General features: G+C 66.6%; 11 protein-coding genes. 7 read left to right on the top strand and 4 right to left on the bottom strand.

Annotated features, from left to right (window positions below; translation table 11 throughout):
* Window positions 1-38: 38 nt before the first annotated feature.
* Window positions 39-1,751, bottom strand: a complete 1,713-nt coding sequence (locus H9634_RS02380) for an AMP-binding protein (RefSeq protein WP_191725216.1) — start codon at window positions 1,749-1,751, stop codon at window positions 39-41.
* 125 nt (window positions 1,752-1,876) lie between these two features.
* Entirely contained in the window at window positions 1,877-3,508 is a 1,632-nt protein-coding gene (locus H9634_RS02375) for an HDIG domain-containing metalloprotein (RefSeq protein WP_318244975.1), read from the bottom strand.
* 69 nt (window positions 3,509-3,577) lie between these two features.
* Between H9634_RS02375 and H9634_RS02370 the strand changes: the two genes are divergently transcribed.
* The 7 genes from H9634_RS02370 to H9634_RS02340 all read left to right on the top strand — a co-directional run bounded on the left by H9634_RS02370 (window position 3,578) and on the right by H9634_RS02340 (window position 13,668).
* Window positions 3,578-4,081 (top strand): NUDIX hydrolase, encoded by a 504-nt coding sequence (locus tag H9634_RS02370; protein WP_165884032.1) that lies wholly within the window; start codon window positions 3,578-3,580, stop codon window positions 4,079-4,081.
* A complete protein-coding gene (locus tag H9634_RS02365) occupies window positions 4,078-6,621 on the top strand; it encodes a DUF6049 family protein (RefSeq protein ID WP_191725215.1) in 2,544 nt (847 codons plus the stop codon). The genes H9634_RS02370 and H9634_RS02365 overlap by 4 nt, the downstream gene beginning before the upstream one ends.
* 57 nt (window positions 6,622-6,678) lie before the next feature.
* Entirely contained in the window at window positions 6,679-8,457 is a 1,779-nt protein-coding gene (murJ, locus tag H9634_RS02360) for a murein biosynthesis integral membrane protein MurJ (RefSeq protein WP_225210515.1), read from the top strand.
* Window positions 8,458-8,523: 66 nt separating this feature from the next.
* Window positions 8,524-10,947: a protein kinase family protein gene (locus H9634_RS02355; RefSeq protein ID WP_191725214.1), complete on the top strand. Its 2,424-nt coding sequence runs from the start codon at window positions 8,524-8,526 to the stop codon at window positions 10,945-10,947.
* A gap of 125 nt (window positions 10,948-11,072) precedes the next feature.
* The gene (trxB, locus tag H9634_RS02350) at window positions 11,073-11,999 is read left to right on the top strand and encodes a thioredoxin-disulfide reductase (RefSeq protein WP_191725213.1); all 927 of its coding nucleotides are present in this window, start codon (window positions 11,073-11,075) and stop codon (window positions 11,997-11,999) included.
* Window positions 12,000-12,085: 86 nt separating this feature from the next.
* On the top strand, window positions 12,086-12,406 hold the full coding sequence (gene trxA / locus H9634_RS02345; protein WP_191725212.1) for a thioredoxin: 321 nt from the start codon (window positions 12,086-12,088) through the stop codon (window positions 12,404-12,406).
* Window positions 12,407-12,519: 113 nt separating this feature from the next.
* Window positions 12,520-13,668 carry an N-acetylmuramoyl-L-alanine amidase gene (locus H9634_RS02340; RefSeq protein ID WP_191725211.1) on the top strand — a complete coding sequence of 383 codons (1,149 nt, stop codon included), beginning with the start codon at window positions 12,520-12,522 and terminating at the stop codon, window positions 13,666-13,668.
* A gap of 285 nt (window positions 13,669-13,953) precedes the next feature.
* Here the strand turns inward: H9634_RS02340 and H9634_RS02335 are convergent, their stop codons facing one another.
* Window positions 13,954-15,147 (bottom strand): ParB/RepB/Spo0J family partition protein, encoded by a 1,194-nt coding sequence (locus H9634_RS02335; RefSeq protein WP_191725210.1) that lies wholly within the window; start codon window positions 15,145-15,147, stop codon window positions 13,954-13,956.
* Window positions 15,140-16,039, bottom strand: coding sequence for a ParA family protein (locus H9634_RS02330; RefSeq protein ID WP_191725209.1), 900 nt, complete (start codon window positions 16,037-16,039; stop codon window positions 15,140-15,142). The genes H9634_RS02335 and H9634_RS02330 overlap by 8 nt, the downstream gene beginning before the upstream one ends.
* Between the last annotated feature and the right edge of the window lie 6 nt (window positions 16,040-16,045).

Here is a 16,045-nt window from a genome sequence, read left to right as displayed (position 1 = left end):
GTCAGCTGGGCAGCGATGCTCAGCTGACAGCCGGTTCCTCAGCCCTTGAGGTCGGGGAAGTCAGTGTCGGCCCACTCCTGGTGCTCGACCGTTGTTCCGCCCTCGAACGGGTGGAGTTCGCGTTCGCGGGCACGCAGCTCGACGCGGCGGATCTTGCCCGAGATCGTCTTCGGCAGCTCGGTGAATTCGATGCGCCGGATCCGCTTGTAGGGGGCGAGGTTCTCGCGGCAGAAGCACAGAATGTCCTTGGCGGTGTCGGCATCGGGTCGCCAGCCGGCGGTGAGCACGACGTAGGCCTTCGGCACGGCCAGGCGCAGCGGATCCGGTGAGGGAACGACGGCGGCTTCGGCGACGGCCTCGTGTTCGATGAGCACGCTTTCGAGCTCGAAGGGCGAGAGCCGGTAGTCGCTGGCCTTGAACACGTCGTCGGCACGGCCCACATAGGTGATGTAGCCGTCGGCGTCGCGGCTGGCGACGTCACCGGTGTGGTAGACGCCGTCAGCGAACGCCTCCGCGGTCTTCGCCTCGTCTCCCCAGTAGCCCTGGGTCAGGCCGGCTGGGCGGGGGTCGAGCTGCAGGCAGATCTCCCCCTCATCGCCGATCTCGCCGGTGGCCGGGTCGCGCAGGATGACGTCGTAGCCGGGCAGCGGCTTGCCCATCGAGCCGTAGACGATCGGCTCCCCGGGCGGGTTGCCGATCTGCAGCGTCGTCTCGGTCTGGCCGAAACCGTCGCGGATGTCGACGTTCCAGTGCTTCTTGACCCGGTCGATGACCTCGGGGTTGAGCGGTTCACCAGCGCCGAGTGCCTTGACCGGCGGGTTCGTCAGCTGGGACAGGTCGGCCTGGATGAGCATCCGCCACACCGTCGGCGGGGCGCAGAAGCTCGTGACGCCGACCCGGCCCATCGTCTCCATCATCGCTGTCGCATCGAAGCGGGTGTAGTTGTACAGGAACACGCAGGCTTCGGCGATCCATGGGGTGAAGATGTTCGACCAGGCGTGCTTGGCCCAGCCGGGTGAGGCGACGTTGAGGTGGATGTCGCCGGGCTCCAGGCCCATCCAGTACATCGTCGACAGGTGGCCGACCGGGTAGGAGGTGTGGGTGTGGGCGACCATCTTCGCCTTCGAGGTCGTGCCCGAGGTGAAGTACAGCAGCAGCAGGTCATCGGCTGGGGTCGGGCCGTCGGGTTCGAAGGTCTCGGGGAAGTCCTGGGCCGAGGTGTAGGCCAGGTCGTTCGCACGCGCCGGCTCGGCACCGACGACGATGCGGGTGAGGTCGACGTCGACCTCGTCGAACTTCGCGGCATCGGCGGCACCGGCGATGACGAAGGAGGCTTCTCCGCGTTCGGCGCGGTCGGTCAGGTCGATGGGGCCCAGCTGGGTGGTCGTCGGCAGCAGCACGGCGCCGAGCTTGATCCCGGCGAGCATCGACTCCCACAGCTCGACCTGGTTGCCGAGCATCACCATGACGTGGCTGCCGCGGGTGACGCCGGCAGCGCGGAGCATGTTGGCGACCTGGTTGGACCGGCGGGAGAGCTGGGAGAAGCTGTAGATGTTCTCGGTGCCGTCCTGCTCGCAGATCCACAGGGCCGGCTTGTCGTTGTTCTCAGCGATGGCATCGAACCAGTCGAGGCCGAAGTTGAAGTGCTCGAAGCGCGGCCACTGGAATTCGTCCTTCGCCTGCGCGTAGTCCAGGCGCAGCTCCAGCAGCCGGTCGCGTGCCGCCCGGTACTGTTCGGTCACGGTCGTCATGGTGCCTCCTCACGGCGTGTCCCAGTCATTGGTCTCAAGGTAACAGGTGCCTGTGACGGCCAGGTGAACCGGGTCACAGTGCAGCCGCGTGCGGCAGCTCACTGCCCCGGTCCGCCGGGACTGGATCACTGCGGCTGCTGGGAGCCGCCGTCCTGCTCGGCCCACCACCGGCGCAGCACCTCCTCGGCGCGCTGCGCACCGAGCGGACCGTGCTCCATCCGCTGGGCGAGCAGGAACTGATAGGCCTGCCCGACCGCCGGGCCGGGGCTGATGCCGAGGATGTCCATGATCTGCCGGCCGTCGAGGTCCGGGCGCACGGCATCGAGCTTCTCGCGCTCAGCCAGCTTCTCGATCCGGTGCTCGAGGTCGTCGTAGGCGTGGGCGAGACGCTCGGCCTTGCGCCGGTTGCGGGTGGTGACATCGGAGCGGGTGAGGATGTGCAGGCGGGTGAGCAGCTCGCCGGCATCGGTGACGTAGCGGCGGACTGCGGAGTCGGTCCAGCCGGCGTCGCCGTAGCCGTAGAAGCGCAGGTGCAGCTCGACGAGCCGGCTGACCGCCTTCGTCGTGGCCTTGTCGAAACGCAGCGCCTTCATCCGCTTGCGCGTCATCTTCGCCCCCACGACATCGTGGTGGTAGAAGGTCACCGCCCCGTCGGGGGTGAACCGGCGGGTCGAGGGCTTGCCGATGTCGTGCATGAGGGCGGCGAACCGGACGATGAAATCGGGCACCATGATGCGCTGGGGGTCCTCGGCGACCGCGGTGACCGGCCCGGCAGGTGCGTCCTGTGCCGCGGCGCCCTCCGCCTCGGGCGCGGTGCCCGGGGTCGTGGAGTCTGCCTGCTCGACAGCCTGCTCGACAGCCTGCTCGGCGGCCTTCTCTGCGGCAGCCTTCTCTGCGGCAGCCTCGGCCTGGCGGGCGGCGTAGACGGCCTCGAGGTCGACGGCCTGGTCGAGGACGGTGAGGCTGTGCTGGTAGACGTCCTTGTGCCGGTGATGCTCGTCGCGTTCGAGCTGCATGTCGGTGACCTCGGGCAGGATCCGCTCAACGATCCCGGTCTCGACGAGCAGTTCGATGCCGGCCCGCGGCCGGATCCCGCAGATGAGCTTGACGAGTTCGTCGCGGACGCGCTCGGCGGAGATGATGTCGATGCGCTCAGCCATCTGGGACATCGCCTCACGCACCTCAGCGTCGACGCCGAAGCCGAGCTGGGAGACGAAGCGGGCGGCGCGCATCATGCGCAGCGGGTCATCGGAGAAGCTGTCGATGGCCTTGCCCGGCGTGCGCACGAGCCCGTTGGTGAGGTCGGCGAGTCCGCCGAAGGGGTCGACGAAGACGCGCTCGGGCAGCCGGACGGCCATCGCCCCGATCGTGAAGTCGCGGCGGACGAGGTCGTCGTCGAGGTTGTCGCCGAAGGCCACCGTCGGCTTGCGGGAATCCGGGTCGTAGGCCTCGGCGCGGTAGGTGGTGATCTCGATCTGCAGCTCGTCCTTGAGCAGCCCAATGGTGCCGAACGCCCGGCCGATCTCCCACACAGCATCGGCCCACGGGTTCACGATCGCCAGGATCGCATCCGGGTCGGCATCAGTGGTGAAGTCGAGATCGGGCATCGGCCGGCCGAGCAGCCCGTCGCGCACCGACCCGCCGACGAGGGCGAGCTCCCGGCCGGCGGCGGAGAACATCTCACCCAGGGGGCCGAGGATGTGCTCGTGGGCATCAAGGGCGGCGAGCAGGCGTGCATGGGCGTCGGCCAGGGACACGTGATCTCCATTCGAGGGGGTCGGTTCAGCATAAGGTTATCGTCAGGTTGCGGATATACAGTAGAAGCTATGCCTCGACCATTGCCGAAGCCGGGGGTCATGCCGGCGCGTTCGAACACCGTGGAGGAGGTCTCCGCGGGCGGCGTCATGGTCGACTTCGATTCGCCCACCTTCGAGGTGGCGATCATCGCACGCATCAACCGGGCCGGCCGGCTCGAATGGTGCCTGCCGAAGGGCCACCTGGAACTCGGTGAGACACCCGCGCAGGCGGCCCGCCGCGAGGTCGCTGAGGAGACCGGTGTGCACGGCGATGTCGTCACCGCCCTCGGCAGCGTCGACTACTGGTTCTCCGTCGGCGGCTACCGGATCCACAAGCTCGTCCACCATTTCCTGCTGCGCGCCACCGGCGGCTACCTCACCGTCGAGAACGACCCGGACCAGGAGGCCGTCGACGCCGCCTGGATCCCGCTCGATGCGCTGCCGGAGCACCTGTCGTTCGCCAATGAGCGGCGCATCGTCGCCGCTGCCCGCTCCGTGCTGCCGTACTACCACTCCGTCATCCAGTCGACGTGATCTCCGCCCGCCGCCGCCTGCCTCACCTGCGCCGCTGTGCGGCGCTGTCTGCTGTCTGCACCCTCATCGCGGTGCTGCTGGGCACCGGAGTGCCCACCGCCTCGGCGACGGCCGCCCCCAGCCAACCGGTCTTCCCCTCCCCCGTCCCGGCAGCACCCGGGACCGGCACGGGCGAGGAGACCGCTGAGCTTCCCGGGGACGGCGACACCGCCGCAGCCGGAGTGGAGCTGGCCTTCGACGAGATCAGCCCGGTCGTCACAGCTGAGGGCACGCTGACGATCAAGGGCCGGATCATCAACTCCAGTGCCGTGGAGATCCCCGAGCCGCGCCTGGACTTCCGCATCAGCCGCCGGGTGCTCGACTCCCGCGATGCGATCAACGGGTGGAAGGACCAGCCGGTGCGCTACCGGCAGCTCGGCGACACCGCCTCGGCGGCCGCCCAGCAGGACACCGCCGGTGACGCCGATGACACCGACGACGCCCCGAGGATGGACATCGAGACGCTGCCGGAGTCAGTCGCGCCCAAGAGCGAGGCGGCGTTCACCCTCACCGCCGATGCCGAGACGCTCGGGCTGCCGCGCAGCCAGCCGCTGACCTCGTGGGGGGCCTACGGGCTGGCCGTCAAGCTCAGCAGCGGCGCGGCAGCTGCCAGCGCGCAGCCGTCGCTGTCGCTGACCCGCACCGCCTTCACCACCTGGTACCCCGATCCGCAGCTGCTGCCGAGCAAGGTGACGTTCCTCGTCCCGGTCACGCTGCCGGGCTTCGATCCCAGTGGGCGGGTCGCAGCCGACACGCTCGAGCAGGCCGCCGGGCCCGAGGGGGAGCTCACCTCGGCACTGGCCGCCGTCACTGCCGCTGACGAGGTGGCAGTCGCCGTCGACCCGCGGCTCATCGGCAGCATCGAGGACGTCCTCGGCGTCGACCGCCCAGAGGCCGGTCCGGAGGCCGGTCCAGACGATGGAGCCGGCGATCCCGGTGGCGAGGAGGGCACTGAGGAGGGCGCTGATCCGGCCGAACCGGGCGCAGCACCGGCAGACGAGACGCCTGCTGATGCCACCGAGACCCCCGAGGGCGACGACGATGAGGCGACCGATGCCCCCGGTGAGGACACCGGCGGCGAGCAGACCGCGCCAGCGCCGAGCCCGCAGGCCGATCGCTACCCGCAGCTGAATGAGTGGTACACCTCCTTCATCGCCGCCGCCGAACAGCGCACCGTCATCGCCCTGCCCTACGCTGATGCCGACCTCACCGCCCTGGCCGCCGCCGATGAGCCGGTGCTCGCCCGCGCTGCCGAAGCCGCCGCCGATGACGTGCGCGCCACACTGCCCGAGGCCCGCACCGACATCACCTGGCCGGCGTCCGGCAGCCTCACCCCGGACTTCGCCGAACGCGCCGCACAGGCCGGGACGAACACGATGCTCGTCTCCGACATCCAGCAGCCGAGCGTGCGCAGCTACACCTCATCAGCGCCCTCCACCCTGCCGGTCGGCGGGGACCAGCATGGGCTCAACTCCCTGGCCGTCGACACCGGACTGTCGGAGGCCGCCGAACTCGCCGGCCACGACGACACGCGCGTGCTCGGGCTCAGCGAACTCATCGCCGAAAGCTCGGCGATCACCACCGAGCGGCCGTACGACCCGCGCAGCCTGCTCATCACCCTCCCCCGCCGGGCCGCCGACCCGCACTGGGCCGAGGCGATCAGGCAGACCGCGGCAGCACCGTGGATCGACCTGCAGTCCCTGGCGGACCTGAGCGAATCAGAACCCGTCCAGCGCGCCCCGCTGACCGAACCCACCCGCGAAGCCGGGGATCGGGCCGCCGGTCTGCACCGCCTCGGCGAAGTGCATGCCACCGGCGCCGAGGCATCGGCCGCCTTCGAGGACCCTGAGGCGGTAGCCACCCGGCTGAGCCGGTCCGCCCTGACGTGCACGTCGACGGCCTGGGGTGAGACGGCCAATGACGGCGGCTTCTCCTCCTGCGTCGACGCCGCCGCCGATGAGCTCGGCGCGCTCATCGGCGGGATCAGGCCCGAGGAGGGTTCGGCCGTGCTGCTGGTGACCGGTGAGAAGACGACGATCCCGGTGCGCATCGACAACACGACCGCCGAGTCCGCCCATGTCATGGTCCGGGTGGTGCCTGCGACCCCGCAGCTGCGCACGCAGGTGTCCGAACCGGTCGTCATCAGCCCCGGTGAGCAGGCCCGCGTCGAGGTCCCCGTCGAAGGACTGGCCAACGCCGATGTGCAGACCCGCATCGAACTCCTCGCCGCCACCCCGCCCGGTGACAGCGATTCCACTGCCACGACGGACACCGGGCCGGGGCCGGCGGCTGCCGGGCACTTCGTGCTGCCGGAGACGACCTCGCTGACGGTGCGCGTGCGCACCGACTGGGAGAACATCGGGGCGGCGGTGATCGGGGCCGGTCTCGTCATCGTGCTGCTCATCGGCCTGTATTCGTCTGTCTCCCGCGGACGGCGTAAGATTCCCAAGAGCCAGCTGGACGCCGCCGTCGCGCGAGCGCACGAGAACGACCCGGGCTGATTCGATTCCCGCGCGCGACCGACGCGTCAACGCCCCTGAGACCGGCAAGGAGCCGCATTGTCCTCCACCGACCCCTCCGAGACCGCACCGGACCGCACCGCTGAGGCGCACGCGGCCCACGGTTCCGGCAGCACGGGAGACGGCGCTGTGACGCCGGAGACGGCCGGGCACCCGGAGGCCGAAGCTACCGCCGAGGCGCCGGGCGGGGGTGCGAAGCTGAGCTCGCTGGCGAAGTCCTCGGCGATCATGACCGCCGGCACGCTCGTGTCGCGGGTGCTTGGATTCGTCAAGGCCGGCATGCTCGCCTTGGCGATCGGTGTCACCTACGGTGGGGTCGCCGACGCCTTCGACGTGGCGAACAAGGTGCCGAACAACCTGTACATGCTGCTCGCCGGCGGCATCCTCAACGCGGTCCTCGTCCCGCAGATCGTGCGCGCCACCCGGCGGCCCGACGGCGGCAAGGACTTCACGAACCGGCTGCTGACGCTGGCGATCCTCATCCTGTTCGGCGTCACCGTGCTCGCCACGGCCGCCGCTCCCCTGCTCGTGCGCGTGTACTCCTCGTCGACCTGGAGCAGCGAGCAGACCGCCCTGGCGGTGGCGTTTGCGTTCTGGTGCCTGCCGCAGATCTTCTTCTACGGCCTGTACACGATGCTCGGGCAGGTGCTCAACGCTCATTCCTCGTTCGGGCCCTACATGTGGGCGCCGGTCATCAACAACGTCGTCTCCATCGCCGGGCTCGGCATCTTCATCGCGCTCTTCGGCACCGGCGAATACGGTGAGCACGCCATCGCCACGTGGGACGTCACCAAGATCGCCGTGCTCGCCGGCTCTGCCACTCTCGGGGTCGTCTGCCAGGCGCTCGTGCTCATCTGGCCGCTGCGCCGCATCGGCTTCCGCTTCACCCCGACCTTCGGCTTCCGCGGGGTGGGCCTGGGCACCGCCGGCAAGGTCGCCTCCTGGACCTTCGGTGCGGTGCTCATCGGCCAGCTCGGGTTCATCGTCATCTCCCAGGTCGCCTCACTGGCCTCGGCGACCGCCGAGAGCGGCCCGAGCCCGTCGAACGCCGCCTACACCTACAGCTATCTCATCTTCATGCTCCCCCATTCGCTCATCGCTGTGTCGCTGGCGACAGCGCTGTTCACCTCGATGAGCACCTCGGCGGCCGATCGCGACACCGAGGCGGTGCGCGCCTCCTTCGGCCTCGGCGTCCGGCTCGTCGGCTTCGTCAACGTCTTCGCCACTGTCGCCTTCATGACACTCGGCGCGCAGACGGCGATGGTGCTCGCCCGCGGCTCGGTCGAGCAGGCCGTCTCGCTCAGCGTCGTCATCGCCGCGATGATCCTCGGACTCGTGCCGTTCTCGGCGAACTATCTGCTGCAGCGGGTGTTCTACGCCTATGAGGACGCCCGCACCCCGTTCTGGGTGCAGGTCCCGCAGGTCGCCCTCACCTCCGCCGGGGTCATCGCCTCCGGGCTGCTGCTGCCCAAGCACTACATCGTCGCCGGCATCGGCCTGTCGATGAGCGTGGGATACGGTCTCGCCTGCCTCATCAGCGCCTGGCTGCTGCGCCGCCGCCTGCACCACCTCGGGAGCAGGCGGATCCTGCTGGCCCACCTGAAGTTCATCATCGCCGGCGCACTCGCCGGCATCGTCGGCGTGTTCATCATCCGCGCGCTCGGCACCGATGCCTGGGACACCCGGACCACCGCATTCATCACCATCGCGTGGGTCGGGCCGGTCATGCTTGCGGTGTATCTGGTCGTGTGCTGGATGCTGCGTGTGAGCGAGCTGCGCAGCCTTGCCGAGACTGTCCGGCGGAAGTTGAAGCGCTAGACTGAGCAGCGAAGGACTATTCGCCCTGCACAGCTCATCCGTGCAGCGCATTTACAAGGGGGTCTGGTGATCGGCATCGAACGCGGAACAGTTGTCGCCGAGCGCTATGTGGTCTCCGACATCGTCCGCCCGTGGTTCGCCGACCACCCTGACAGCGGCACGGTCTGCATCGCTCTCGACGCCATCCTCGACATGGCCGTCACCCTCTACGTCGCGCCATCGGAGACCTCCGGTGACCTGCTCGATGCCGCCCGCCGCTCGGCGCTGCTGACCGATCCGCGGATCCCCACCGTCCTCGACGTCGGACGCGCCGACGGCATCGACTTCGTCGTCTTCGAACGCTCCGTCGCCACTCCCCTGCCGGCCATTCTGCGCCATGGGCCGCTGGCTCCCGAGGCGGCACGCGCCTTCGTCGGCGAGCTCGCCACCGCGCTGGCCCACGCCAGTGCCCGCGGCCTCTACCACCTGTGCCTCGGTCCCGAATGCGTGGGACTCAAGGACAATCTCGACGCCACCGTCACCGGCGTCGCCATCGACGCCGCTGTCGCTCATGCCGCCTACGGCCTCGATCTCGAGGCGATGCCGACGACAGCGAAGAAGCGCGAGGACGCACTCGCGCTGATGAACATCTTCTACGCCGCCCTCACCGGTCACTGGCCCGGCGATGAGCCGCGTGCCGGCCTGCCGGTGGCCCAGCGGCGCAACAACCGCTTTGTGCGCGTCTCCGAGCTCGTCGACGGAGTGCCCAGCGACTTAGAGGAGTTCGTCTCCGGCGTCGTCATGAAGATCGAGCCCGGGCCGCGCTCAGCCAGCGAGGTGGTTCGGTTCCTCGACGAATGGGACGTCCACCAGCTGCGCCAGCTCTCGACGGGCAGTCCGCGCCCGGACGGCGATGAGCTGCGCCGCACCGAAGACGAGGAGTTCTCCGGCACCGAGGCGGCCACCGGCGCATCTTCGGCCCGGCCGACGACCAAGGCCGACCCGGCCTCCGCCTCGCCGACGGGGGCCCTCACCCCGCCGCGACCGGCCACGCCCCCTGCAGCGGCAGGTGCCCCAGCGCCCGAAAAGCGGGCGACCCCCGCCCAGCTGCGCGCCGCCCTCGCCCGCATCGGCCTCACCCGGCCGGGTGCCTCGGGCCTGGCTGCCGGCCGGCTCGCCGACAGCGAGACACCCTATGACGACCGGATGCAGATGCGGCAGGCGGCCGTCTTCCCGATCTCCTCCGAGGAGCTCGCCTCCGCCGAAACCGACGAGTGGCAGCCCGAGGACACCTTCGCCTCCTATGAGCAGTACGCCGATGCTGCGGCCGATGCGAACGAAACCCAGCGCATCGCCGATCGGTCGCGCATGTTCACCAATGACGATGAGCTCAGCGCCGACGATACGCAGGTCATCAGCACCGACCCGGAAGCCGTTGAGGACGCCGAAGCCGATGAGGATGAGGACGACGGTTCCTGGTTCCTCGGCGGCATGTTCACCACCCGCGAGGAAGAGCTCGAACGCCAGCGCGCCGAATACGAGCGCGAGCGCCGCCTGCAGCAGGAGGCTGAAGAGCGGGCGCGCGCTCAGGAGCAGTCCCGCCGGAAGTCCGCTGCAGCCCCCGCCGCAGGGCTGGGCGCCGATCTCGCCGCAGACACCGCACCGTCAAGTGCAACCGAACGCGAGACCACCCGCCAGCCCGCAACACCAGCTCCGGCTGCCGGCAACCCGTGCACGCCGCAGAACCGCACCGGCACGAAGCCGGCCGCAGACGGCGGTGCCGCCGCGTCAGCTGCGGCAGGTGCGCCTGCCGCTGCGGCCGCGCCTGCTGCTGCCGCGTCTGCTGCGCCTGGCGGGTCCGGTGGAGCGGGTCCCCGGCCGCCCGCTGAGGACGGCGCACCTGCTGACAAGCCGTCTCGGCCCCTGGCTCCGATACTCATCGGTGTCCTGGCGCTGCTGGTCGTCGCTGCGCTCATCATCGGCATCATCGTCGGCACGCAGGGCGATGATGAGCCCACCGCAGAGGAGCCGACTGCCGAAGCCGAACCGACTGAAGAGCAGCCTCCGACGGAGGAGCCGCAGGGCCCGGCACCGGTGATCGCCGATGTGTCCGCCCTCGATCCTGAAGGCGATGACACAGAGAACGATGACGCAGCATCGAACGTCCTGGATGACGATGATTCAGCGTGGCGCACCGACCGGTACAACTCCTCGAAGTTCGGCAACCTCAAATCGGGTGTCGGCCTGGCTCTCGAACTCGAAGAGTCAGCCGCCGTCTCCCAGGTCGAGCTGACCTCCGATCGGGAGGGAAGCGACTTCGAGGTCCGGATCGGCGATTCCGACGACCCGGAGGAGGCCACGGTCGTCGGCAAGGGAACGACCGAGGACGGAAAGACCACCGTCGATCTCGAGGACGGCGCCGAAGGATCTGTCGTCATCATCTGGTTCACCGAGCTCGGCTCTGCCGATGGCGGATATCGCGCCTACGTCACCCACGTCGGGCTGTCCTGAGACCGCACCGCCTCTGGATGGGTGCCCGCGCGGACAGCCCGGTGAGTGCACGGGGGCATAGGGTGGAATAAACCCGCCGTACCCCAGTGTTCGGTCTAACGGAAACATCCCCAAGAGGAGGCCTTATGACAGCTCAGCGACTCGTCATCGTCGGATCGGGTCCAGCCGGTTACACCGCAGCGGTGTATGCAGCTCGAGCCAGCCTGGAACCGATCGTCATCGCCGGTTCCGTCACCGCTGGCGGTGAGCTGATGAATACGACAGATGTTGAGAACTTCCCTGGTTTTCCTGCCGGGATCCAGGGCCCTGAGCTCATGGAGAACATGCGCCAGCAGGCAGAGCGCTTCGGCGCGACCGTCATCTACGACGATGTGCAGGAACTCGTCCTGCAGCCGGGTGCGCACAAGATCACCACCGCGCTTGGTGAGAGCTACACCGCCGAGGCCGTCATCCTCGCCACTGGCTCCGCCTACCGAAAGCTCGGCCTGCCCAACGAGGACAAGCTCTCCGGCCACGGTGTCAGCTGGTGCGCCACCTGTGACGGCTTCTTCTTCAAGGACAAGCACATCGCCGTCGTCGGCGGCGGTGACTCGGCTATGGAGGAGGCGACCTTCCTGACGAAGTTCGCCTCCAAGGTCTCGGTCATCCACCGCCGCCAGGAGCTGCGCGCTTCGCAGGCGATGCAGGACCGTGCGAAAGCCGATCCGAAGATCGAGTTCGTTCTCGATTCGGAAGTTTCTGAGATCCACGGCGATGATGCTCTGACCGGCGTCACTGTGCGTAACATCGTCACCGGCGAGGAGTCTCTGCTCGATGTCACCGGCCTGTTCATCGCGATCGGATCGGATCCGCGAACCGAGCTCTTCGCCGATCAGCTCGAGCTGCGCCCCGACGGCTACCTCAAGGTCGATGGACGCGCCTCACTGACGAATGTCGAAGGAGTCTTCGCTGCCGGCGACCTCATCGACCCGGTCTACCGTCAGGCGATCACCGCAGCCGGATCCGGCTGCTCGGCTGCCATCGATGCCGAGCACTACCTGTCCAACCGCTGACGCCGTCACCCGACGGCCCTTAAAGTCCAATCAACCCAGTCGTTCAACCCCGGCCGACCAGCCGGCCAACCAAGTTAGGAGCAGCAATGACTGCAGATGTCACTGACGCAAATTTTGAGGCCGAGGTCCTCCAGGCAGATAGGCCCGTCCTCGTCGATTTCTGGGCCCCGTGGTGCGGACCGTGCCGCATGGTCTCCCCCATCGTCGACGAGATCGGTGAGGAGAACGCCGATAAGCTCAAGGTCGTCAAGGTCAACACCGACGAGAACATGCAGACGGCCTCGACCTACGGCATCACCTCGATCCCGGCGCTGTACGTCTTCAAGGACGGCCAGGTTGCCAAGACGATCATCGGTGCCCAGCCGAAGCCGATGCTGATGCAGCAGCTCGAGGAGTTCCTCGGCTGATTTTCCTATCAGCTAACACACTGGCGCCTGTTGTAGTATCGACAGGCGCCAGTGGCCGTTAGGCGCATCACCACAGATCCCGACAATCCCGACACCGAGCCCAGCGAGACGATATGACCTCACAATCTGCCTACCCCACCCTCACACGGGGCGACTCCAGCACTGTCCTGCTGGCCACCAAGGCACAGCTGGACCGCCTGGGAATCAAGGTCGGCGATGTGGCATCTCCCGAATTCGATCATCAGTTCGAATTGGCTATTCTCGCGTTCCAGCAGAGCCGTGGGATCACCACCGACGGGATTCTGGGCCCCGAGACTTTCGAGCAGATCGAACTGGCCCGCTACCGACTCGGCGACCGCGTGCTGCGCTTCGATCCAGTCCGCCCCCTGGTCGGCGACGACGTCGGAACACTGCAGAAGCGCTTGTCCAAGCTCGGTGTCTACACAGACCGCATCGACAGCGTGTTCGCTGCCGGGACCGATGAGGCTGTGCGAGAGATCCAGAGCGGACTCGGTCTGCGAACAGACGGTGTCGTGGGCCCGAATACCATCTCTGGGCTTGACTCGATCAGCCGCAATCACAGCACCGGCAACCTCTATGCGCTGCGGGAACACGCTCGCGTCACGTCCTCAGGACCATCGCTTGCCGGACGCGTCATCGTCATCGAAGCTGCCACGTCTGCTCGCGACTTCAAGGCCACGCCCTATACCGATGAACAGCGGCGACTCGAAGAAGAGTACTCGATTGATATCGCTCGTCGCCTCGACGGTCGCCTCAGCGCCCTTGGTGCCGCAACTGTTCTCGTCAGCTCCCCCGATGCACATCAGACACTTGCAGACGAACTCGAAGCCTCGGCAGTCGTCACGATCACGCAGGACTCGTCTCTTTCGGATTCCGCTAATGGAGTAGCGACCTTCTACTTCGGCCGCGCCGATGACGACGACGTCTACTCCCCCGTCGGCAAGCGGTTGGCCGAGCTCGTGCAGAGAGAGGTCAACGCCCGAACCGACTTCCTCGACTGCCGCACGCACGCCCGTACGTGGCAGAGTCTTGCCGCCGTGCGCAGCCCGAAAGTGCACGTCGTTGCGGGTTACGTGAGCCACGATCGTGACCGCGAGATGCTCGCTGATGACCTCATCCGCGATCGGATTGCCGACGGTATTGCCGCGGCCCTCCAACGACTCTATCTGGCGCGCGAGTCCGATCCCGAGACCGGTGCACTGAATATTCAGTCGATCACCAATCCATCCCGTTTCACGTGAAACATCAGCCGACGGACGCGTAACCGTCTTTGCGGGCCTCCGTCCCCTTCGCTGCGCGTCCCCACCCATCGATAAAGCTACGCACAGTCAATCCGAGTCTTATCAGTGAGTCACAGTCTGCTCATCTGTCAGCCTGGATCAGGCCGGGCAGGCTGTTAAACCGGCTATCGGTGACGTCGAGTTCGACCTGCAGCGCCCGGTTGCGGCACGTCAACACGTGTTTCACGTGAAACCGAAAGGCCCCGGCACATGCCGGGGCCTTTGACGGTAGCAAACGAACGGAAGTTACGACTCGTCTTCGATTCCAAGCGCAGTAAGGATCCGCTTGAGATCATCCTGGTTCGCAAACTCCACGCTGATCTTGCCCTTGCGCTTTCCCATGACGATATTCACGCGAGTATCAAGCTTATCCCCCACACGGTCCGCGATCTGCGCCAGCTCAGGGGTAAGCTGTTTTGTTTCACGTGAAACACGAGGCTTCTCCCCTCGATTCAGCAATACGACAGCTTCCTCTGTTGCCCGGACCGACAGGCCTTCAGCCACAATGCGCTGAGCGAGAACTTCCATGTTCGCAGGATCCTCAACACCAAGGATCGCGCGGGCATGGCCCTGGGAAATCACACCGGCAGCCACACGGCGCTGCACAAGCGGCGGGAGCCTGAGCAACCGGAGTGTATTCGAGATCTGAGGGCGGGAACGCCCGATCCGTTCGGAGAGTTCTTCCTGCGTACACTGAAAGTCGTTCAACAGCTGCTCATAGGCTGCAGCCTCTTCAAGTGGATTCAGATCCGATCGGTGGAGATTCTCAAGCAAGGCGTCACGCAGCAGGTCGGTGTCTTCAACCGCTCTGATGATCGCCGGGATCGTGCTGACACCGGCCAGCTCAGACGCCCGGAATCGCCGCTCGCCCATGATGAGCTCATACGCGGGCTTCTTCTCGTCGACAAGACGCACGACGACGGGCTGAAGAACACCGACTTCACGGATCGAGTGCACCAACTCGTCGAGCGCATCCTCATCGAAAACCTGACGCGGCTGCCGCGGGTTCGGACTGATCTGCTCCAGAGGGATCAGACCAAATGCCGTGCCAGGAACCTCTTGAAGGTCTGTTTCACGTGAAACATCGTGATGAACGGACGTTGTTGACGCCGGTACAGACTTCTGCGATGCACCACGGGCCCTGCTTGGTGGAGCCGTCTTCGATCCGGATTCCTCCGCCTTCTTCTCGCCAGCAGCGCCGGATTTCTTCGCAGCAGGGGAGGAGGACGTCTTCTTCGTGGGCTTCGTGTTCGTGCGCTTCGCAGCACGCGCCTTCCGCATACCCTCCGCCGGATCCTTTGGACGGGGTGTTTCACGTGAAACGTCGGAATCTGCTTCAGCCTGCTGACCGAAGAAGACGTCTACCGGGCGGTCCTCTGTTACGACGTCGGGAATGAGAGCTCCAAGTCCCCGGCCCAATCCACGTTTGCGCTCAGCCATGATCTGCTACTCCTCGATGTGCAATTTCCTCAGCTGCTTCGCGATACGAAAGCGCGCCGGATGATGATGGTTCGTATGTGATGACGGTTTGACCGTAACTCGGAGCCTCGGAGATGCGGACCGATCGGGGGATCGTCACCTCGAGGACTTGGTTGGGGAAGTGAGCCCGTACATCGTCAGCAACCTGCCGGCTGAGGTTCGTGCGGCCGTCGAACATCGTCAGGAGAATGGTCGAAATCTCCAGAGCTGGGTTCAGGTGTTTCTGAATCAGCTGGATATTCTTCAGCAGCTGGCTCAAGCCTTCGAGTGCGTAGTATTCGCACTGAATTGGAATAAGCACTTCGTTTGCTGCTACAAAAGCGTTGACGGTCAGCAAGCCCAGTGACGGGGGACAGTCGATGATCACGTAGTCGACCCGTTCGCCTGCATCCTCGCGTTCCTTTAAATAGGCGCGCAGAGCACGAACAAGACGCTGCTCACGTGCAACCAGCGAGACGAGCTCGATCTCAGCTCCTGCGAGGTCGATGGTGGCGGGGACACAGGTGAGGGTCTCGATATCAGGGCACTGGGCTACGGCTTCGAACACCGGGAGATCCTCAATCAGGACATCATAGATGCTGTTGACCTCCGTAGAGTGCTCGATGCCCAACGCGGTGCTCGCATTGCCCTGGGGGTCGATATCGATCACCAGAACCTTCAGGCCCTGGGCAGCGAGTGCGGCGGCGATATTCACCGCAGTGGTGGTCTTGCCCACCCCGCCCTTCTGATTGGCGACGGTGAAGATCCGTGTCGAATCGGGTGCTGGAAATGTCGTCGCCGCGAGGCGCTCGGCACGGCGATGGTCCCGCGCAATCTGAGCACCCAACGGAGTCGACTCATCCATGATGGGCATACTGAA

The organism is Brevibacterium gallinarum, assembly GCF_014836885.1.
GTDB classification, from domain to species: domain Bacteria; phylum Actinomycetota; class Actinomycetes; order Actinomycetales; family Brevibacteriaceae; genus Brevibacterium; species Brevibacterium gallinarum.
This window is presented reverse-complemented; position numbering and strand designations above follow the sequence as displayed.

Coding starts and splice junctions, on each gene's coding strand:
- H9634_RS02370 (WP_165884032.1), top strand. CDS start 3,578: ATGCCTCGACCATTGCCGAAGCCGGGGGTCATGCCGGCGCGTTCGAAC.
- trxA (WP_191725212.1), top strand. CDS start 12,086: ATGACTGCAGATGTCACTGACGCAAATTTTGAGGCCGAGGTCCTCCAG.
- H9634_RS02330 (WP_191725209.1), bottom strand. CDS start 16,039: ATGCCCATCATGGATGAGTCGACTCCGTTGGGTGCTCAGATTGCGCGG.
- H9634_RS02340 (WP_191725211.1), top strand. CDS start 12,520: ATGACCTCACAATCTGCCTACCCCACCCTCACACGGGGCGACTCCAGC.
- H9634_RS02335 (WP_191725210.1), bottom strand. CDS start 15,147: ATGGCTGAGCGCAAACGTGGATTGGGCCGGGGACTTGGAGCTCTCATT.
- H9634_RS02380 (WP_191725216.1), bottom strand. CDS start 1,751: ATGACGACCGTGACCGAACAGTACCGGGCGGCACGCGACCGGCTGCTG.
- trxB (WP_191725213.1), top strand. CDS start 11,073: ATGACAGCTCAGCGACTCGTCATCGTCGGATCGGGTCCAGCCGGTTAC.